Origin of the sequence: Nitrosopumilus sp. (assembly GCF_025698945.1) — an archaeon.
GTDB lineage: Archaea > Thermoproteota > Nitrososphaeria > Nitrososphaerales > Nitrosopumilaceae > Nitrosopumilus.
Window position 1 is genome coordinate 592,323 of sequence record NZ_JAILWM010000001.1, and the last position, 19,005, is coordinate 611,327.

The window sequence follows — 19,005 nt, forward strand, 5'->3', positions numbered from 1 at the left end:
AAAGTTGTAGATTAGGTTCTAAAAACCATACTAGTAAACACTAACAAGGATACTCTGAAAGTTCTGTTAAATTATCAGGAGTCTCATCAAGTACTCCAAGATGATAGAGTATTGACTTTTGATATGATGGGATTGAAGTCATTATAATGAGGGCTTTCCGAATTTGTATTAAAGGATAATGTATGAATGATACTAGCTATTGATTATCAAAAAATACTATGGAAATGAGGCTAAAACTTGAGCATAGCTAGCAAATCGATGGTTTTTTGGTTTGACTAGTTTTTGATGGTATTTTTTAATTGGTCTACCAGAAGCCCCATTTAGACCAAGAGGTCCTCGAACATACCTTTTCCCGTCAGCCCATTTTAGAACTTCATCGGTGGGAGCAAAGTGATTTATTATTTTTTTATCAACTACGATATCCAAGAGTTTTCCATATTTTTTTGAAGATGGAACATCCTCGGTAATAGACGCACCAAAAAAGTAAACGCTGTCAATAATGGATTTGTTTTTTTTCTTTTTTGATAAATATTCAACAGTACTCAAAATTACCTGTGATCCTAATGAATGACCCATTAGTCGAATCTTGGTCTTAGGACTAAGCATTTTGAATTCTTCAATGAATTTACCAAGATGTTTTCCATTCTTTTTTGCAATAATTAATCCAACACCCAGAGAGCGCTTTGCATATTTTTTCAAATGGGCACCAGTAGTGTTAGAGTCATAACTAAAACCAATTACAGGATAAGGGTATCCCAATTTTTTTAATCTGTTTCTTGCCAATACGACTTTAGCAATTGCTCCAGCATTATCATTTCTCAAACCATGAATCATGATTGTAATTTCCTTAGAGTTTACAAATTTTTTGAAATCTTTTTTTGGATAAAGATAGTATTTGTTAGTCTTTAGGGTTTTTCCAGTTCCTAGATCATAGTAACCTCTAGTAGAAATTCGGGGAACAATTTTCATGATTTATTCTGAATGTCCAAGTTGTTTTTTGTATTTTTCAATATCAGATGTTTCAACTCTAGCAAATAGTGGAGAGGAATCTCCCAAAATATGGCCTAGAGAAATTCTCAATTCAGAGATTTCATTCCATTGTGTATCACTTACTTTGCCATCCAATCCTAATTGCATCCAAATTTTTTGGGCAGACTTTGGCATGAATGGGAATATTGCTATTGCAATTGATCTTACTGCATTGACAGAAAGATAAACACAGTTTGTAGTACCAGGACCATTTTTCCATGGTTCCTTATGCTGGAAATATTGATTAAAATAAGATGAAAACTCCATAATTTTTTTCAATGCTCTATCAAGATGATTTTCTTCCATTAGGGAGCCTACGTCGATAGCAAGATTCTTTATTTTAGCCTCCACTTCAGAATCTTTTTCATCAAAGGATTCACTTTCAGGGATTTTTCCATCAAATGCTTTTTTTGTAAATCCAAGTGCACGGTTTACAAAATTTCCAAGATTCCCAATTAATTCAGAATTAATTCTAGTTGTAAAGTCATCCCAATCAAAATTCAAATCGTCTTGAGAGTACGGATTAATTGAGATTAAATAGTATCTCAAGTAATCAGATGGATAGTATTCTAAAAATTGTTTAAGGCCAATATACCAATTTCTACTTTTGGAAATCTTTTTTGATTGTAGAGTAAGATGACCGCGAGTTGGAATGTAATCAGGTAATTTGTATTCACTATTAATCCCCAATCTCATAGCAGGTAAGAAAAGATAATGATGATATACGATATCCTTTCCAATAAAGTGGTAAATATCAGCAGAATTCCAAAAATCTTTACCGTCTATTCCTTTGTCACTGAAAAATTTCAATGCTGTTGAAATGTATGCCAAATGATTATCAAACCAACCATAGAAGACTTTATCATCAGCGTCTGCAAGAGGTACTTTTACACCCCAAGTAATATCTCGTGTGATATCCCAATCTATCAGACCAGATTTAATCCAATTTTGAACATATTTTTTAACATCCTTTTGAAGATGATCATTTTCATCAAGCCATTTAGTTAATGAATCCCCGAAATTTTTTAATTTAAAAAAATAGTGTGTCGTCTTTTCTTTGGTTGGGGGCTGTCCACAAATAGAACAAGTAGGGTTTTTGATCTCCTCTGGTACCCGACCACAACTCTCACAAAGATCAGAATACTGATCTTCAGCACCACAGTAAGGACATTGACCTTTAACATATCTGTCAGGTAAGAATTTTTTATCATTATTACAATAGAATTGAATTATTTCCTTCTCATAGATATGTCCTGCATCATTTAGTTTGTTAAAGACATCTTGAACAAATGCTATGTTTTCAGGAGAGCTAGTTTTGTAAAAATAATCAAAATCAATATCAAATGAAGAGAAATCCTCATAATCACGCTTATTCCAGTGGGCAACATATTCTGCCGGAGTCTTACCTTCCTTTTCAGATTGAATTAGAATGGGAGTTCCAAAATCATCAGATGCACAAAAATAGTATGCCTCCACACCGTTTTGTTTTAAGAATCTAGTTGTAACATCGGCTGGAAGATAAGTAGATGCAACATGACCCAAATGGATTTCTCCATTTGCATATGGTAAGGCACTTGTAATGATAGCTTTTTTGTTCATCAGTTACTGTGAAGAGCTGGATTGAGGTTAAGAAGTTTTACCAGCTATTAGCATATTTGACTTGCTCAGGAGTAAGTTTGTCAATTTTAACATCCATTGCTTTTAGTGCATCAACTGCAACTTGTTTATCAATTTCTTCTGGAACATTGATAATTTTGTTTTCCATTTTTTTGTGGTTTTTAAGAATATAGAGAACAGACAGTATTTGGTTTGAGAAGGATTGGGCCATTACTTCTGGCGGATGACCTTCTGCAGCTACTAAATTTGCAAGACGTCCTTGTCCAATCAAATAAACATGTTTTCCATTTTTTAAAGTACACTCATCAAGATTTGCTCTGACTTCCTTTACGGATTTTGATTTCTTTAACAAGAATTCACTGTCAATTTCAACATCAAAATGACCTACATTTCCCATTATGGCCCCATCTTTCATTTGTAAAATGTGTTCTTTTCTAATTACACTGGTCATACCAGTACAAGTGATGAACATATCACCAATTTTTGCAGCTTGAGACATAGGCATCACTTCAAAGCCATCCATGTGAGCTTCTAATGCTTTGATAGGATCGACTTCAGTAACAATTACTTTGCATCCCATACCATGACATCGGGCTGCAACTCCACGTCCAACCCAACCGTATCCAACAACTACTACACGTTTTGAAGCCATAAGTAAATTCATTGCACGAAGATAGCCATCAATGGTACTTTGCCCAGTTCCATATCTATTGTCAAACATGTGTTTAGTGTATGCCTCATTAACCAAAATTACAGGATATCTTAATTTTCCTTGATTCTCTACTGCTCTAATTCTAGTAACACCAGCAGTAGTTTCCTCAGTAGCACCAAGAATTTCCATTTTATTAAAACGCTTATCAAAGTGAGCTTTGATGTTCATATCAGCACCATCATCAGTTAGAATAGTTGGTTTATGTTTCAAAACTTGATCAATACACCAATCATAATCTTTGACTGATTGTCCATGCCATGCATATACATGAATTCCTTGAGATGCCAAAAATGCAGCAATGTCATCTTGAGTAGTAAGAGGATTACCACCGCAACAAGCAACAGTTGCACCTAACTCCTTAGCACCCATTAAGAGAACAGAGGTCTCTTTTGTAATATGTAAACAAAATCCTAATGTAATTCCTTTAAGTGGTTTTGATTTTTTAAATCGATTAATAGTATTGTCTAGAATCTGCATATGTGATCTAGCCCATTCATAAGATAATTTACCATCTTTGATCAGTTTAGAGCTAGACTTTACTTTACTCATAAAACAGCCCACTGCTCACACTATAAAATTCTATCATGCGAATGTAAATAAATGACAAAAATATGACAATTTTAATGGCATGGAAAAAGATTGCAGACAAAGGAGCAGTTGCTGCTGGAAAAGGCAAAGCCTTCAAAATTGAAGATAAACAAATTGCAATTTTTAATCAGGATGGATATCATGCCATAGATGATCTATGTGTACATCAAGATGGGTCTATTGCACCAGGAAAACTTGACGGTGATATTGTGGAGTGTCCATTACATTTTTGGCATTACAACATCAAAACTGGTGAGCTTACAGATTATCTCAAAGATGTAAAATTAGCAACATATCCTGTAGAAGCAAGAGATGACGGCATATACATCGATATTTAATGATAAAAATTCTGTAAATTTAAAAAAATACAACACATTTATGGTTACAATTTATGTAATGTGAAAATATGACAAAAGAGACTATTTTCCAATTTCGGGATGTTCCCATGTTTCTTTTATACCGAGAATAGATTATCAAAGTATGAAAAGTAAAATTATTTTCTCAGCATTATTAGGAATTGCATTAGTAGGAATTTCACAATTTGGGTTTGCAGAAGATATTGAAAATACATCACATGTTGCAGTAGATGAAGAAAAATTTGAACAGCCAGATTCAAAATATAACTATCAGGAAATTGTTATTTTGGGATATGTTGAAAATTATGAACGAGGTCAGCAAATTACAATTTCCATAGTCTCACCAGATGCATCAGAGAAAGAAATTAACACATATGCATCTAAAAAAGGAGAAATCTACACGTTACTTCACATCACACAAGAGTCCCAAATAGGGATTCATCAAGTGATTCTAACATATCATGGTGTAGATATTGCATCAACAACATTTGAGATTTTAGAAAATCAATAACAGTCACCCATATCCAATAATTACATAATAGAGAAGGGAAAACCCTTCCCTTGTACTAGGTATGGGTTATGTTGGGCACAGATTATTCTGTAATTTCTGATAAACAAATTACTATATTGAATAATGTGTGTTCAAAATGAGCTATCTAAATTCATTATAAAGCACAATTTTTATTCCAACTTGTTTTCAAAATTAATTATTGAATCAAGAGGTAATTGACGAAATTAAAGATCAAGACTACGAATCAATTATTAAAAAAATTGAAGAGTTTTTCTCTGAGCAATTACAAAAAAGTCATGCAAAGGGGTTAATCTTAGGTCTTAGTGGGGGGATAGATTCTGCTGTCTTGACATATTTGGCAAAAAGAAATCTTAAAGAGAAAACCCTCGCCATGGTTATGCCAGATACAGCAATCACTCCAAAATCAGAAACAGAAGATGCTCTGAAAATAATAGCATTAACAGGAATTGAATACAAACTTGTCGATATCAACCCAATTGTAAATCAATACAGTATGTATTTAGAACCTAATGAATTTGCAAAAGGAAATCTTCGTGCAAGAATTAGGACAAATATCATCTATTATTATGCAAATCTCAAAAATTATTTGGTTTTAGGTTCAAGTGATAAAAGTGAATATCTCCTAGGATATTTTACAAAACATGGAGATGGTGCATCAGACATCACACCTATAATTTCATTATACAAGCTTCAGGTAAGAGAGATTGCAAAACATCTTGGAGTTCCAGAATATGTCATTGCAAAAAAAAGTAGTCCACATCTTTGGAAAGAGCACGATGCTGAAAAAGAATTAGGAGTCTCATATGAAGAGATAGATTCTGTTTTGTATTGCCTAAACGAGAAAAAATTAACACCTGATGAAACTGCAAAAACAACACAAATTGACCACACAGTTGTAGATAAAATTATTCAGCTAAACAAAAACAGTGAACATAAAAGATCATTACCAGATAACCCATTTAAAGATCAATAATGAAACTACAAGATACACTATCCAATTTAAGACAAGATCTAGACATTTCTAAAAAAGTGAAAATTTATCTTTGTGGCGTTACTGTATATGATGAATCCCATATAGGACATGCAAGAACAATCATTGTTTTTGATGTTCTCAGAAAGTATCTAGAGCAAAAAGGAATAGAGATAGAATTTATTCAAAATTTCACAGATGTAGATGATAAAATAATCAATCGAGCTGCTGAGGAAAATACCACTGCAGAAAATATTAGCACAAAGTATATTGAAAATTATTTTAAAGATTTTGATGGATTAAATGTTAAGAGAGCCACAAATTATCCAAAGGCAACAGAGCACATTGAAGACATTATCAAATTCATCGAAGTTCTTATTTCAAAACAAATTGCATATACTTCTAAAAATGGAGTATACTTTGCAGTTTCAAAATTCCCAGAGTACGGCAAACTCTCAAAAAAGAAAATAGACGAATTACAATCAGGAGTTAGAATCGAAATAGATGAAGCAAAAAAAAATCCATTAGATTTTGCCGTATGGAAATTTTCTGATACAAATCCAGTTTGGGATAGTCCTTGGGGAAAAGGAAGACCAGGATGGCATATCGAATGCTCTGCTATGAGTATAAAGTATCTTGGAGAGAATTTTGACATTCATGGTGGAGGAAGAGATCTCATTTTTCCTCATCATGAAAATGAAATTGCACAATCTGAATCATGTACAGGTAAAGCATTTGCAAAAATTTGGATGCATGTTGGAATGGTAACAATAGATGGCGAGAAAATGTCAAAATCAGTAGGTAATGTAAAATCAATAAAGCACGTATTAGGCAATTGGGGAGCAAATGTCATTAGATTATTTTGTTTATCGGGTCATTATTCCAAGCCAATTGATTATTCTGAAGAATTACTAAAAGAAAACCTTACAAAATGGAGACAAGTTGAAACTTGCTATTATGAATTAATTCATGCAAATAATGAAAACAACAACAATCTAGAATCAAGTATTAAAAAAATTAGAACCGATTTTGATTCTGCACTTGAAGATGATTTTAACACACATTTGGCATTGTCTGCATTTTTTCAATTAGTAAAAGAAACAAACAGATTAGCTGCTGAAGAAAAATTAGGAAAAAATGATGCAGCGATAATAAAAAACGAATTAGTTCAAATGACGGATATTTTAGGACTACAAATTCCTGTTATTACAGATGTAGAAAAATTAGAGATAGACAATATGATTATGAATAGAGAAAATCTCAGAAAAGAAAAAAAATTCCAAGAAGCAGATAAAATTAGAGATAAACTCAATGAAATGAATATAGAATTAATTGATCATAAAGATAGAACGATATGGATGAAAAAAGAGTTCATCAAAGCAGAAAAATAAAATCAAAAAAAAATTAGTTTAAACTAACAATACATATGCCTAAAAAAATTAGGAGAGTCTAATTAGTGTAATCTAATTTTAACATACTTTATTAGAATTAGAAGATAAAATACTGTATGAATGCATGGAATAAGTTTTGGAATTGGTATGAAAATAAAATTTTAGGCAGTGTAATCCTTATTGCAATAATTCAGTTCATTCAAGTTCCACATATGGTTTGGAATGCAGATATAATGTTAGAGGCAGGAATTGTTTCAAGAGTTCATCCAGTTATTGATTGGTTTCTGTACGGAGTTGATTTGATTGAAATTGTTTCAATAGTTAATGTTGGAATGATAATGTACAGTCTAATCAAGAAAAGACAAGCAAAGAAAAATCAAATAACATCTAAAATTTCACAATAAATTTTTTTATTCTTTTGATTTCCATATTACACGTTGAGGGAATGGAATTTCTATTCCAGCATCATCAAGTGCTTTTTTAACAACCTTGAGTAGTTTTGGACCAACTTCATCCCAGTCTTCACGGGTATGCCATACCAAAATTTCAATATTTACGCCTGAATCGGCCAGTTCCTTAATTCGAAAATCAGGTTCAGGCAAAATTAAAACAAATGGCATGCTTTTTCGAATTTCTTTTCGGATAACAGATATAGCGCCGTCAATATTTTCTTTGTAGGCAATAGAAACCACTGCTTCTGATCTTCGAACTAATGTAGACGTTAGTGATCTAATGTTAGAAGTAAAAAAGGATTCATTAGGAACTCGGATTATAGTACCGTCGAATCTTCTAATTCGCGTAGAAAACGTGCTTATATCTAATAGAGTGCCAGATATGTCGGATCCAGGAATTTCAATTTTATCACCTTGTTTTACTGGTTTCTCTATCATTAAAAATACACCAGAAATAAGATTAGAAACTACAGACTGTGTTGCAAATCCAATAATTATTCCAAATATACCACCAGCAACAAGCAAACCAGAAAAATCAACACCAGTAGTAGATGTAAAAATTAGAAATGATATTATTATTATTCCAAAATACAGTAGTTTGCTGAAATTCTTTGCAACATCCTGTGAAAGTTTTGGTGCATAATATTTTGTAAAAAGTAATCGAACAGTTCTTGCAACTATAATTCCCACACCAATTATTATTCCACCTATGAGTAAGCTTAGAAGAGTAAGTCCTTCAGTAATATGAATTTCATCTAAACCATGTAAAAATTCAAAAACCATTATTCAAGACCCATATCCATTCTCTTTATTGATGTTATATGTTCAAATGTAGGTGCAATTTTCCAATCAGTAATAATTGGTTTTGATGCCACGTCAATTATTTCCAAAATAACTTTTTTTCTTAACACCACATCTAATGAATCAATTATTGCTTTAGAATGATCATAATAAACTGAATTATCAGAAATAGGAAATATGATTTTTGAAACAAGATAACCTTTATCTAAATTATTTTTCAGATTAACTTCCATTACAGCATTAAAAAAAGGAATAGAATCATCATAAGATTCGACAATATCAGATTTGGCATATTTACATAAAGTTCCAGATTCAGGATTTCCATATAGCCCAAATCTGGAATTAAAAGGATCACATGTGAACCAATCTAGTGAATCTTTTCGTTCATCATGTATTAGAAACACGCCTATTTCAATTGGACAACGGACGAAAATTTTGGCAGCGGAACCTTCAGATAAAAAGACAGGAGTTTCAAAATCCAAGTAAACATAATTGGTTCTACGAGCTGGATAATTAACAGGACGAATGGGGGTAAATTCAAGAATTAGTTGTTCTTCCTTTGTTGGGATCATTTTTTCAACAAGATTGTTTTCAGAATCTTTTCGATTATAAGAGAATACATTTGGACTAATTTTTTCAATTTTAATCTCTACGTTTGGAAACAAGAATTCTTTATTTTGATCAATAACATAAATGCCATAATCATCAAATTTTGATTCTGAATAGTTTTCAGCCATCTGTTCACTATAGAATTAGTAACGGGGGATTTATGCCCTTTCATTGAATAAGGATATTTGAATTAAATAAAAATAGAAGAATTGGAAGTCACTCCAAGTCTAATTGAATACTGAGTTTTCCAAAATCCTCATTGATTCTAAACTCGTAACTTTTTGATGGGTCATACTTGAATTCTGTTCCACCATATCCAATGTTTGGTCCAAACAAAATATTGAAGACTCTGGCATCACCAGGATTCAAAACAATTTGGCCACTCGTGAAATCCATTCCAGAGTATTTGAATGACTTTGAACCATCCCAAACATCATAAGCACATATGGATGGACTGGTACAATTAAGAGATCTTATTTGGGAGTCATTATTTTCTGCCAACATACGTATTGTCAAGATTGCTTGTCCTGAAGGACTAATTTCAAAGTCATTACCTTGAGAACCCATTCCGACCCAATAGTAGGTGATTGGTCCAACCACAAATGCTTGGGCATCTCTTTTGTATTCGTATAATTCAATGGCTTTTTTGATTGGTTTTTCACAATCAAGTCTTTTGTATGCTTTAACAATTTCAGAGCATTTTTCAAGTTCTGCTTTAAGTGAAGCTAATTCAGAATCAACTGCATTAGATGTTGTTTCCATAGTTTTTTCTGATTCAACACTTGATGAGACCGTAATTAATCCAGTTTTAATCAAATGTGTAATTGCATTTACAAATTCTCCATCAGAAGTAATCCCATCTGCCCACCAGCCTGCGTTATTTTTAACCCAATCTGGTACTCCCTCAGATGACTGAATGGGTATTGCTGTTGGAGGAACAGTGATAATGCCATCCTTTATTAGAAATTCAATTCCAGTGAGGAATTCAGATTCAGAAATTGTTCCATCTGCCCACCAGCCTGCGTTATTTTTAACCCAACCAGGTACTTCGGCATATGCAAAAGACACAGATGAGGCAATCAGGATAGCTGCGATGATAGAGGTTATTGCTGCTTTCATTAGTGTATTTTTTCTCTAATCATATTTAAACTAGTGCTAATTTTAAATCTAGTGGTAATACAAAAATCAAAAACAATTTAGAATGGCACTAGGAAATACAGCAGTCTTTCCTTATATGCAAATTGAAAAGACATAGTCAAGTGAGCAAAAATCTAGAAGCCAATAATAAAATCAAAGTATCAGAGGAAGAGATTAGAGAATTTGTATTGGAGAGATTTGAAAATATCAAGATCTCAGAAAAAATGAAAGATCTTGTAGAATTTCATACAGCAAACAAGTTCATGTTAATGGCTCATGATCAAACCAAATTAAAAATATTAGGAAATATTGTTTCAAACAGCAATAAATCAGAATTAAAAGAAATCATTGATGAGTATGAAAAACATCTCAAAGAGGCATTTATCAGTAAACCCACAACAAAATCACATAGTAATGTAATAATGCATATTTTTGGATTTTTTTCTGCAAACCTCAATAAATTTGAAAAAAGAGAGTTTCTAAATTTATTACAGCAATTCAGAGAGGAGAAAATTACTATTGGCAATATTTTAGCTGAAATTAATCCAATTATTTATCAATTCAATAAAACATACCTTGCAGGGCAAACATATTTTTTACTATACACAGATAAAGATTCAGGAAACTTGTTTTAGAATGAATCCATAAAGAAGAAAAAAGGATTAAAAATAATCAACAATAGATTTTTGTCGAATCACATCTAAAATTTTACCATGGGAAATCCATTCTGATTTCCCAATACTCATTTTTTGAGATGCAATCAGTAAAGCATTATCAAAGTTATCAGCAGTCAAGGGTTTTTGTTTCATTGCTTCCCGTATTCCTTCTCTAACTTGCCAAACTCCAACAGGAATTGCATACTCGGGTCTTATTTCTCTTAAAATCACAACACCGGCCTGAATGTTATTTTTGGACAGATATTCCAAAACTCCAAGTTTTGCAGCAAAATAGGCACCAGCTATTACAGGAGGATGATCAATACCTCTGGCATCCTCAGAGTCAGAACCAAATCCCAATATTCCATTAGAGTACCATGCCTCAATCATTTCAAAAACCCACCTATGAGGAAATAGCACCACAGAAAATTGATTTCCAAGATGCCCATAAGTAAAAACCTTACAGATATCTATCAAACTATAGTCAAGAATATTTTCCACGAGGGAATTTGAAATAATATCATCAGTGGCAGTAATACTCCACTTTGTTGGAACAATTTTTCTTTTTTGACCAAGCATTCCAATACTAAAGCACTTTTGAATTTTAGAAATTTCAATACCAGAATTATATAGATTCAACACAGCATCTTGCGCTTTCAAGTCATGATCGTAGAAAACTTTTTCAACAGATTTTACTGAAGATGTTCCAGAAAATTTAGCCGATTTTATTTCACCCATAGGACCAAATGGTGCACTTTCACCATCAAGGGAAATATTGGAGGAAGGAGATTTTGTAAATACTAAATCTGAATCGATTGGTTTTGAGGACATTGTAACCTCTTGGAGATTTTCAATGTAACGTCCTTCAGTTGCATCTATGGATATTTTTCGGGTTCCACGAATTAAATTTAATCTAAAATTTACAATTTCTTCAAGGGATTTTCCAATCCATTTCTCTGGACTGTCAAGAAGGGTTGTATCTCCATGGATGGGCGGAACCATTGGGCCTACAAAGACTTTGGGATAATTATAAGAACCCACAAAGACAGAAGGAGGAGTAGTTCCACTAATAGAATCTGAGGAAAAAAGATTTCCATATTTTGAAAGAGTTTCATGCCACTTCATTAAAATTGAATGTCTAATCTCTTGTGAATCAGAAGGCACAGTGATTTATGACTGATTTGAGCCTATTAATTATGTCTGATCAATTTATTTGATAATTGGTAAGCGTATGATGTTTAAGTGACTCATCACTACAAAAGATCATGACAATAAAGAGAATTGTCTCTTTTTTGCCCAGCGCTACTGAATTACTATATGAATTCGGAGTTGAGGAGAATCTTTTTGGAGTAACACATGAATGCAAATATCCTCATGGTGCAAAATCAAAGCCAATTGTAATTAACTCTGTAATAAATTCTGAAAAATTATCAAGTAATGAGATCGATAAAATAACTTGTGAACTACTAAATTCAGGGAAGAATATTTTTGTGTTAAATAGAGAGAATCTAAAAAAAGCTGATCCAGATCTGATAATAACACAAGAAACTTGTGAAGCCTGTGCAGCTTATACCAATCAAGTTCAAGAATCAATATCTATTCTTAATCGAAAACCAAAATTGCACTCAATGGATCCCCACAATATTCAAGAAATACTAAATTCTGTGATGGAGCTGGGAGAAATTCTCAAGAAACAAACACGGGCAAAAGAAATAGTAAATTCTCTTGAGAAAAGAATACAAAATGTAAAAAAAGAAAACATCACAACACGTCCAAAAGTTTTAGCAATAGAATGGATTGATCCATTTTTTACTGCAGGTCATTGGATTTCAGAAATGATCCATATTGCCGGAGGACTAAATCTAATTAGTAAAACAGGAGAACATTCAAGACGATTAAATTTTCAAGTGATTAAAGATTCAGATCCAGACATCATAGTTTTGATGCCATGTGGTTTTGATGTTAAGCGGACAGTTTTAGAATATAAAAATTCTTTAAAAAATGACAAGGAATGGAATTCACTAAAAGCAGTAAAGAAAAACCAAGTTTATGCAGTAGATGCAAATTCATTTTTTAGCAAGCCCAGTATCAGAACAATTGAAGGGCTAGAAATATTGGCAAAAATCATTCACCCTTCAAAATTTGAAAATCTCAGTATTTCTAAAGACTCATTTTCACAGATTTCTAGGTAGCATAGGCTCAAAAAATAATATTGTAATACAAAATCACATACAACTGGTTATGTTAAAAAATTCTCATTATAACTTATGACAAGAGAATTTACAGAAGATCCTAGCATTGATGGTTTGTTAAAAATAACTAACAATGTTTTGCTTAAATTAAAAAGAGAAGTTCAATAATAAAATTAGATAGGTTTTCCTTTAGACTGATAATCAAAAACCTTGTGAAATAGATTATGAGATGAAATAACAGTAATTGCTACCACAAATAACCCTATAAAATTTCTAAGAATCATCAAATCATTGGGTTTGGAAGCAATTAACGAAGTCTGAAAAACAACAAAAAAGTTATCCATCAACCAAAATGCCAAAGTTATCCAAGACAATACACCTGCAATTAGATATCCCAATCTAGTTTTATTACGAACAAAAATAATTGCTGCAATTATTGCGCTGTACCAAAAAAATGAACCAATTAACCACAAAGGATGAAAAACTTCGGGTCTATCATCTAACCAATAGTAAGATGTTCCAATTACTCCCATCGCAATAAGAAAAATCTGAATTATCTTTTGATTAATTTTAAAGCCGGTCTTTTCTTCTTTAAGTTCTGATTTTGGAGGAGACGATTTCATCTCGTTTGTTGCAATATCAATTGCTTCACGTACAGATTTTAATTGCATCGGAATTATCTTTGTTATCGAGTCATTAGTTACAACAGTATCATGAACTAAACTATCAATTAGAGGTCTTGCTAAAGATGCTTTTACAGGAGTAATAAGATCAACCCAATATGATGACAGACGAGTTGTTAAGAAAGGAATCTGTATTACAAATAAATTCTTGTTCAGATACGCAGAGTATGTTCTCATTAATTCCTCATATGTCATTTTATCAGGTCCGCCTATTTCAAAAATTTTTCCTATAGTTTCTGGTTTATCAAGACACTGAGCCAAATAATTTATCACGTCATCAACAGCTATTGGTTGAGCCAAGGATTTCACCCAAGAGGGGCAAACCATTATTCTTAATCTTTCAACAAGATACCTTAGCATTGCATAAGAGCCACCTTGTGCTCCAATAATTAATGATGCACGAAATTCAGTTACTGGGATATTTCCGGATGCAAGAATTTCACCGACTTCTTTTCTACTTTTCATGTGAGGAGATAGTGCGAGGCTATCATTGACAAGCCCCCCAAGGTAAATAATTCTTTTAACACCGGCATCAGTTGATGCCTTTAGAAAATTTTGAGCTTGAATTTTTTCTCGTGATGCAAACTCTTTCCATTCTGATTTATGGCCCTCCATAGAATGCAGTAAATAATATGCAACCTCTACGCCCTTTAAAGCAATTGTGAGTTGCTCAAGATTAAAAACATCTGCCTGAACATATTTTACATTTTTAGCATCAGAGATTTTTTTCCTACTTAATCCCTTTACAGTATATCCTAATGAAGATAATCTAGATATCAATCTTGAACCAATAAAGCCAGTAGCACCACTCACAAGAATAGAGTAAGGAGAAGATTGAGATTTCAATTGGCTTTCTAAGGACTGTTCCACTTTTATCTCAAGCTCCACATAAAACTATGCATAGAATGATTTTTATTAAAAATTATTTAAGCTAGGGCCAAATAGGTTTTCTAGTGCCAAATTTTTAAAACATTCTCAAATTAGCACTATAAAGCATAGTTAGCATTAGTTATATATCAACAATATGGAGAGAAAACATGGTCTATATCAGAGCCAAAAAAGTCAAGTCTGATCAATATCTATACTTAGTCAAAAGCGTATGGGATTCAAAAAAAAGCACATCAAAACAAGAGATTTTAAAATATCTAGGAAAGGCTTCCGAAGTTGTAAAAGATGACATTCCTGAAGATTATCGTGATGATCCAAGAATATTATCGATTTTAGCTTCATACAATCCAAAAGATATTAAAAAAAGAGAAGATGCTACAAAAAAATCAAAACAACAACTGTACAAAAGATTAACTGAAGGAAATATTGAAGAGACAGTAAAAATTTATGATGAATACACTAAACTATTCAGTCCTTCAGATTTTTTTGACAGAATTTTAAAACCAGTAATGTACAAGGTTGGAGAAGATTGGGCTTCTAAAAAAATAAGCATAGCAACTGAGCATGTTGCAAGCAATATGGCACAAACCTTAGTAAAAATAATCATGGATCAAGTAACAAGTAAGAATACAAAAAAGAAAGTGTTAATTTGTGTCCCATTAGGGGAAGAACATCATTTAGGATGTGATGTCCTAGAGACATATCTTTCCATCAAAGGTTGTAAAGTGTTCAACATTGGAACTTCAATTCCATCTGAATCAATTCTTAGTTTTATAGAATATAAAAAACCTGATGTGATTTTGATTTCAATTACACTAGAAGACAATATTGGAGCAGGACAAAGACTTGTAAAAAAGATAAAAGAGCAATTCAATATTCCGATATTAGTTGGAGGGTATGTTTTTCATGGAGAAGTAACTCCAAAGTTTGATGTAAAAATAGTTCCGGATTCAGGGCTTGAAGAGATTTACAAAATCATAAGAAAAACCTGAGCACGTGATAGAAATTTCAAATTTCAGGATTGCACTAAATCGAGCTGTGATCTGCTGAATCAGTACCTACACCATAACTAATTATTGAATCACCTATACTGTGAAGAGAAATTTGTTCTAGTGCCAATCATATTTTCTAGAAATATGATTTAGGTATGAATTAGCACTAGTTTAGAAATTTTTTCCGCCTTAAATAACATAATTACATAAACTTGGTATGATGACTGAATTATTGCATCAGAAAAACTGCAAAAAAAATACTTTGATTACAGACTATCATACGGGAGAAATTGCATGTAGTAATTGTGGTGCAGTATCTTTTGAAAAAATTGTTGATGCAGGACAAGAATCATCAGGACTAACTGGAGAAGAATATAACAAAACAAGCAAAGCGGGTGGAAAAATATCATTGAAAATGATCGATATGGGATTATCCACAATTATTGAAGCCCATGATAAAGACTCAAAAGGAAATAGTTTGTCCATAGAAAATCGTAGGATATTTTATCGCCTACGAATGTGGGATAGAAATAGTCGCTCTGCAGTTTCTCTAAAATCATTTCAGAAGGCATTTACTCTACTTGATGGAATTTCATCAAAACTTGGATTGCCTGATGTTGTTATAGAACAAACAGCTCATTTATTTAGAAAGATTGCTGCAAAAAAAATCCTTGCAGGAAGGTCTACTGCAGGGATGTTATGTGCAGCAGTTTACATTACATGTAGAACTACAGATACACCAAGAACACTTCAAGATATTGCAGATGCAGGAAATGTAAGAAAAAAAACATTGCAAAGAGTTTATAGATATTTGGTAAGAGATCTTGACATCTATCCTGAAATCTTTAATCCATCTGAATTTGTTTCAAGAATTTCCAAAGCAGTTGGGATTTCAGAAAAATCAGAGAGATCTGCATATAGAATATTAGAAATTGCTGCAAAAAACAATATTTCAACAAGTAAGAATCCCATGGCAATGGCTGCAACTGCAATTCATTTAGCAGCTACAATTAACAATGAAAAAATATCTCAAACTAAGATCTCGAAAGTTTCAGGAATTAGTGCTGTAACTATTAGAGAAAGAGTAAAAGAAATAAAAAAAATAGGAGGTGAAATCTATGGGCAGAACATGTAGAGGAATTTGTGTCATGCACAAGGCTGAACCAGTACCAAATAATATAAGATATGAAATTGGACAGAAAAGATGTACATTTTGTGGAATATTTTTGTCATCTGAGGAATCAAGATGCATTTGTTGTAAGGCAGTATTGAGGACAAAACCACGTAGTAAGAAAAAAGACTAGTTATTTTTTTGAGGCACTAACTAGAGACACTACATCCCTATCTCTTAGCTGATAATCAACTGGGAGTCTTAGATTGTATCTTAAATCCTTTCCATAAAGTAGTCCTTTTGTCAGATCTGTGTGAATCTCTTTAGCAAGATCATTTATTGTTGCTCCATCTTTTAACAAAATTAAATCAGGCAGAACTCTTCCTTTTTTGTCTGCAAGATTTTTCTCATCTGCAACAGGGTATATTGAATTCATTTTAAGAAGTTTGAAAACTGCAACATTAATTGCAAATTGAACACCGGTTCTCATGTATTCACCCATTATTCCTTTTTTAATAAAATTCAAAGCATTGATTTGTTTTTCATTTAGTTCATCAGATTTTATTATTTCAAATTGCTCAGAACCAGGAGAATATTTTATCAATCCCTTTTGTTCAGCTCTTCTTAGGCTAAATTCACTATCTCCACTGACAGGAATTACAATAGAATCATTATATCTCTCCCTTAGTCTGGCAAAATTTTTGTCAGCACCTTCCACATCAATTTTATTTGCTACAATCAAGGTGGGTTTTGATATTTTTCGAATAAATGATGCAAGTTTTTTTGTATCAGCAACATCAAAGTCATCAAATTCTTTTTCAGATAGATTTGTAGCTATTAGTGATTCTTTAACATGAGTCGTATTGACTCCAATTCCCCTATAAAGATCCGTTAGCGCATTTACAATATCTGAACCTGTTCTAATGGATTTGGATATTTTATCTCTGTTTCCCTCTAAGATTTTATGATACCACATAATCAATTCTTCTTCAATATCGGCAAAATCAGAAAGAGGATCACCGGTTCCAACCTCAGATATTTTCCCAGAAGAATCAATTCCACCAGATGCGTCAACAACATGAAGAAGTGCATCTGATTGGGCAGCAATGGATAGAAATTGATTGCCTAAACCTTTTCCTTTCCATGCATCCTTGATTAAACCGGGTAAATCAATTAGTTCAATTGGAATGTATCTCCAACCTTCTAAACATTTTGAGTTATTTGGACTATCTTGAATTTTAAATTCTGGATGAACACACAAAGTAATCGCATGAGATATACCTGAAATTGGGGATTTTGTAGTAAAAGGATATGAAGATATTTCTTCAGAAGATAATGTTGCAGAATTAAAAAAAGTGGTTTTACCAGTATTGGTTTTACCAATTAATCCAAGCTTGATTGGCATGATATGATTTTGGTTTCAGAATATTTATCTCTGCCTAGTATTCACGAGGTTTACTATTTTTGATTTTTTCAAGGGATTGATATAGTTCTTTAAGTGACCAATCAATGTCAGAAAAATCTTCTGTAGACAAAGAATCCTTCCATTTATCCAAAATACAATTTGTGATTTCAGAACAATGGTATAACAAATTCCAGTACGGATGATGCTCAGCTGTAGCATATGCCAACTCAGAGATATCACGTAACCCATTCTGTGCTCTAGACAGAGAAGTTATTTTTTCACCAAAGATTTTGATTATATCATTTTCAAGATCTTTTTCAAGTTTTAATGGAATGTTTTTGGATTCATATTTTTTAACAAGATTTTCTAAATCAAAGTAAAAACTTTCAAAATCAGTCATTTTAACATAATCTCTGATGCTCTGCCAGCATACATCTGTTAAAAACTACTTGGATACCTTCTTTTCTTGCCAACTCTTCAGCTTTAGTATTATGGATTCCTTCTTGCAACCAAATCACTTTTGGTTTTTTTGCAATTGCATCCTCAATTACAGACATTACCTCATCAGAAGGTCTAAAGATATCAATTATTTCAACATCATCTTCTACATTCCGAACTGAGTCATAGCATTTTTTTCCTAGAATTTCATCAGTGGTGGGATTTATTGGAATTACATCATATCCGTTATCAGATAGATATTTTGGGACGTAATGAGCAGCCTTTGATGAATTCTTAGACATTCCAATTACTGCTACTTTTTTTAGCGACAAGATATTGCGAATTTCATCATCAGTGTGGTCATCCCTTTCCATGTATAGGGTCTTTTAATATGAAGAATATAATTTTTGTATAACAAACAAAGTATTTTTTAGACCATAAAACAT

21 protein-coding genes are annotated in these 19,005 nt (G+C 32.5%); 10 read left to right on the plus strand and 11 right to left on the minus strand.

Annotation, left to right across the window (positions count from 1 at the left end):
- Positions 1 to 216: 216 nt before the first annotated feature.
- The 3 genes from K5790_RS03795 to K5790_RS03805 are packed head-to-tail and all read right to left on the minus strand — an operon-like array spanning position 217 to position 3,907.
- Entirely contained in the window at positions 217 to 969 is a 753-nt protein-coding gene (locus K5790_RS03795) for a DUF726 domain-containing protein (protein WP_297592535.1), read from the minus strand.
- A 3-nt stretch (positions 970 to 972) separates the two neighbouring features.
- Complete coding sequence (gene metG / locus K5790_RS03800) at positions 973 to 2,628, minus strand: methionine--tRNA ligase (protein WP_297592537.1); 1,656 nt, start codon at positions 2,626 to 2,628, stop codon at positions 973 to 975.
- Positions 2,629 to 2,665: 37 nt separating this feature from the next.
- Positions 2,666 to 3,907, minus strand: coding sequence for an adenosylhomocysteinase (locus K5790_RS03805; protein WP_297592539.1), 1,242 nt, complete (start codon positions 3,905 to 3,907; stop codon positions 2,666 to 2,668).
- 74 nt (positions 3,908 to 3,981) lie between these two features.
- Between K5790_RS03805 and K5790_RS03810 the strand changes: the two genes are divergently transcribed.
- The 5 genes from K5790_RS03810 (at position 3,982) to K5790_RS03830 (ending at position 7,599) form a co-directional block, all read left to right on the plus strand.
- Positions 3,982 to 4,284, plus strand: coding sequence for a Rieske 2Fe-2S domain-containing protein (locus tag K5790_RS03810; RefSeq protein ID WP_297592541.1), 303 nt, complete (start codon positions 3,982 to 3,984; stop codon positions 4,282 to 4,284).
- A 142-nt stretch (positions 4,285 to 4,426) separates the two neighbouring features.
- Entirely contained in the window at positions 4,427 to 4,813 is a 387-nt protein-coding gene (locus K5790_RS03815) for a hypothetical protein (RefSeq protein ID WP_297592543.1), read from the plus strand.
- A 199-nt stretch (positions 4,814 to 5,012) separates the two neighbouring features.
- A complete protein-coding gene (locus tag K5790_RS03820) occupies positions 5,013 to 5,807 on the plus strand; it encodes an NAD+ synthase (RefSeq protein WP_297592545.1) in 795 nt (264 codons plus the stop codon).
- Positions 5,807 to 7,195, plus strand: coding sequence for a cysteine--tRNA ligase (gene cysS, locus K5790_RS03825; RefSeq protein ID WP_297592547.1), 1,389 nt, complete (start codon positions 5,807 to 5,809; stop codon positions 7,193 to 7,195). Before K5790_RS03820 ends, cysS begins: the two co-directional genes overlap by 1 nt.
- A 116-nt stretch (positions 7,196 to 7,311) precedes the next feature.
- Positions 7,312 to 7,599: a hypothetical protein gene (locus tag K5790_RS03830; protein ID WP_297592549.1), complete on the plus strand. Its 288-nt coding sequence runs from the start codon at positions 7,312 to 7,314 to the stop codon at positions 7,597 to 7,599.
- A 6-nt stretch (positions 7,600 to 7,605) separates the two neighbouring features.
- On the opposite strand, the gene K5790_RS03835 is transcribed toward K5790_RS03830, so the two are convergent.
- From K5790_RS03835 to K5790_RS03845, 3 genes are all read right to left on the minus strand, one after another.
- Complete coding sequence (locus K5790_RS03835) at positions 7,606 to 8,430, minus strand: mechanosensitive ion channel family protein (protein WP_297592551.1); 825 nt, start codon at positions 8,428 to 8,430, stop codon at positions 7,606 to 7,608.
- Entirely contained in the window at positions 8,430 to 9,185 is a 756-nt protein-coding gene (locus tag K5790_RS03840; RefSeq protein WP_297592553.1) for a DUF432 domain-containing protein, read from the minus strand. The genes K5790_RS03835 and K5790_RS03840 overlap by 1 nt, the downstream gene beginning before the upstream one ends.
- Before the next feature lie 88 nt (positions 9,186 to 9,273).
- Positions 9,274 to 10,176, minus strand: coding sequence for a peptidase (locus tag K5790_RS03845; protein ID WP_297592554.1), 903 nt, complete (start codon positions 10,174 to 10,176; stop codon positions 9,274 to 9,276).
- 140 nt (positions 10,177 to 10,316) lie between these two features.
- Here K5790_RS03845 and K5790_RS03850 point away from each other — a divergent pair, with 140 nt between their 5' ends.
- A complete protein-coding gene (locus tag K5790_RS03850) occupies positions 10,317 to 10,829 on the plus strand; it encodes a YbgA family protein (RefSeq protein ID WP_297592556.1) in 513 nt (170 codons plus the stop codon).
- A 27-nt stretch (positions 10,830 to 10,856) separates the two neighbouring features.
- Here the strand turns inward: K5790_RS03850 and K5790_RS03855 are convergent, their stop codons facing one another.
- The gene (locus K5790_RS03855; protein WP_297592558.1) at positions 10,857 to 12,014 is read right to left on the minus strand and encodes an Nre family DNA repair protein; all 1,158 of its coding nucleotides are present in this window, start codon (positions 12,012 to 12,014) and stop codon (positions 10,857 to 10,859) included.
- A gap of 101 nt (positions 12,015 to 12,115) precedes the next feature.
- Here K5790_RS03855 and K5790_RS03860 point away from each other — a divergent pair, with 101 nt between their 5' ends.
- A complete protein-coding gene (locus K5790_RS03860) occupies positions 12,116 to 13,042 on the plus strand; it encodes a cobalamin-binding protein (RefSeq protein ID WP_297592560.1) in 927 nt (308 codons plus the stop codon).
- A gap of 173 nt (positions 13,043 to 13,215) precedes the next feature.
- Here the strand turns inward: K5790_RS03860 and K5790_RS03865 are convergent, their stop codons facing one another.
- The gene (locus tag K5790_RS03865) at positions 13,216 to 14,595 is read right to left on the minus strand and encodes an NAD(P)H-binding protein (RefSeq protein ID WP_297592562.1); all 1,380 of its coding nucleotides are present in this window, start codon (positions 14,593 to 14,595) and stop codon (positions 13,216 to 13,218) included.
- A 167-nt stretch (positions 14,596 to 14,762) separates the two neighbouring features.
- On the opposite strand from K5790_RS03865, the gene K5790_RS03870 reads away from it, so the two are divergent.
- The 3 genes from K5790_RS03870 (at position 14,763) to K5790_RS03880 (ending at position 16,909) form a co-directional block, all read left to right on the plus strand.
- Entirely contained in the window at positions 14,763 to 15,605 is an 843-nt protein-coding gene (locus K5790_RS03870; protein ID WP_297592564.1) for a cobalamin B12-binding domain-containing protein, read from the plus strand.
- Positions 15,606 to 15,822: 217 nt separating this feature from the next.
- The gene (locus K5790_RS03875; RefSeq protein WP_297592566.1) at positions 15,823 to 16,740 is read left to right on the plus strand and encodes a transcription factor TFIIB; all 918 of its coding nucleotides are present in this window, start codon (positions 15,823 to 15,825) and stop codon (positions 16,738 to 16,740) included.
- On the plus strand, positions 16,724 to 16,909 hold the full coding sequence (locus tag K5790_RS03880) for a hypothetical protein (RefSeq protein WP_297592568.1): 186 nt from the start codon (positions 16,724 to 16,726) through the stop codon (positions 16,907 to 16,909). Before K5790_RS03875 ends, K5790_RS03880 begins: the two co-directional genes overlap by 17 nt.
- Here the strand turns inward: K5790_RS03880 and K5790_RS03885 are convergent, their stop codons facing one another.
- From K5790_RS03885 to K5790_RS03895, 3 genes are read right to left on the minus strand one after another with little or no spacing between them, the layout of a single operon-like run.
- Positions 16,910 to 18,121, minus strand: coding sequence for a redox-regulated ATPase YchF (locus tag K5790_RS03885; RefSeq protein ID WP_297592570.1), 1,212 nt, complete (start codon positions 18,119 to 18,121; stop codon positions 16,910 to 16,912).
- A 34-nt stretch (positions 18,122 to 18,155) separates the two neighbouring features.
- A complete protein-coding gene (locus K5790_RS03890) occupies positions 18,156 to 18,521 on the minus strand; it encodes a hypothetical protein (RefSeq protein WP_297592572.1) in 366 nt (121 codons plus the stop codon).
- A gap of 1 nt (position 18,522) precedes the next feature.
- Positions 18,523 to 18,933 carry a CoA-binding protein gene (locus tag K5790_RS03895; protein WP_297592574.1) on the minus strand — a complete coding sequence of 137 codons (411 nt, stop codon included), beginning with the start codon at positions 18,931 to 18,933 and terminating at the stop codon, positions 18,523 to 18,525.
- Between the last annotated feature and the right edge of the window lie 72 nt (positions 18,934 to 19,005).

Coding starts and splice junctions, on each gene's coding strand:
- K5790_RS03890 (WP_297592572.1), bottom strand. CDS start 18,521: ATGACTGATTTTGAAAGTTTTTACTTTGATTTAGAAAATCTTGTTAAA.
- K5790_RS03805 (WP_297592539.1), bottom strand. CDS start 3,907: ATGAGTAAAGTAAAGTCTAGCTCTAAACTGATCAAAGATGGTAAATTA.
- K5790_RS03870 (WP_297592564.1), top strand. CDS start 14,763: ATGGTCTATATCAGAGCCAAAAAAGTCAAGTCTGATCAATATCTATAC.
- K5790_RS03885 (WP_297592570.1), bottom strand. CDS start 18,121: ATGCCAATCAAGCTTGGATTAATTGGTAAAACCAATACTGGTAAAACC.
- K5790_RS03795 (WP_297592535.1), bottom strand. CDS start 969: ATGAAAATTGTTCCCCGAATTTCTACTAGAGGTTACTATGATCTAGGA.
- K5790_RS03810 (WP_297592541.1), top strand. CDS start 3,982: ATGGCATGGAAAAAGATTGCAGACAAAGGAGCAGTTGCTGCTGGAAAA.
- K5790_RS03860 (WP_297592560.1), top strand. CDS start 12,116: ATGACAATAAAGAGAATTGTCTCTTTTTTGCCCAGCGCTACTGAATTA.
- K5790_RS03880 (WP_297592568.1), top strand. CDS start 16,724: ATGGGCAGAACATGTAGAGGAATTTGTGTCATGCACAAGGCTGAACCA.
- K5790_RS03835 (WP_297592551.1), bottom strand. CDS start 8,430: ATGGTTTTTGAATTTTTACATGGTTTAGATGAAATTCATATTACTGAA.
- K5790_RS03830 (WP_297592549.1), top strand. CDS start 7,312: ATGAATGCATGGAATAAGTTTTGGAATTGGTATGAAAATAAAATTTTA.
- K5790_RS03815 (WP_297592543.1), top strand. CDS start 4,427: ATGAAAAGTAAAATTATTTTCTCAGCATTATTAGGAATTGCATTAGTA.
- K5790_RS03875 (WP_297592566.1), top strand. CDS start 15,823: ATGATGACTGAATTATTGCATCAGAAAAACTGCAAAAAAAATACTTTG.
- metG (WP_297592537.1), bottom strand. CDS start 2,628: ATGAACAAAAAAGCTATCATTACAAGTGCCTTACCATATGCAAATGGA.
- K5790_RS03845 (WP_297592554.1), bottom strand. CDS start 10,176: ATGAAAGCAGCAATAACCTCTATCATCGCAGCTATCCTGATTGCCTCA.
- cysS (WP_297592547.1), top strand. CDS start 5,807: ATGAAACTACAAGATACACTATCCAATTTAAGACAAGATCTAGACATT.
- K5790_RS03840 (WP_297592553.1), bottom strand. CDS start 9,185: ATGGCTGAAAACTATTCAGAATCAAAATTTGATGATTATGGCATTTAT.
- K5790_RS03895 (WP_297592574.1), bottom strand. CDS start 18,933: ATGGAAAGGGATGACCACACTGATGATGAAATTCGCAATATCTTGTCG.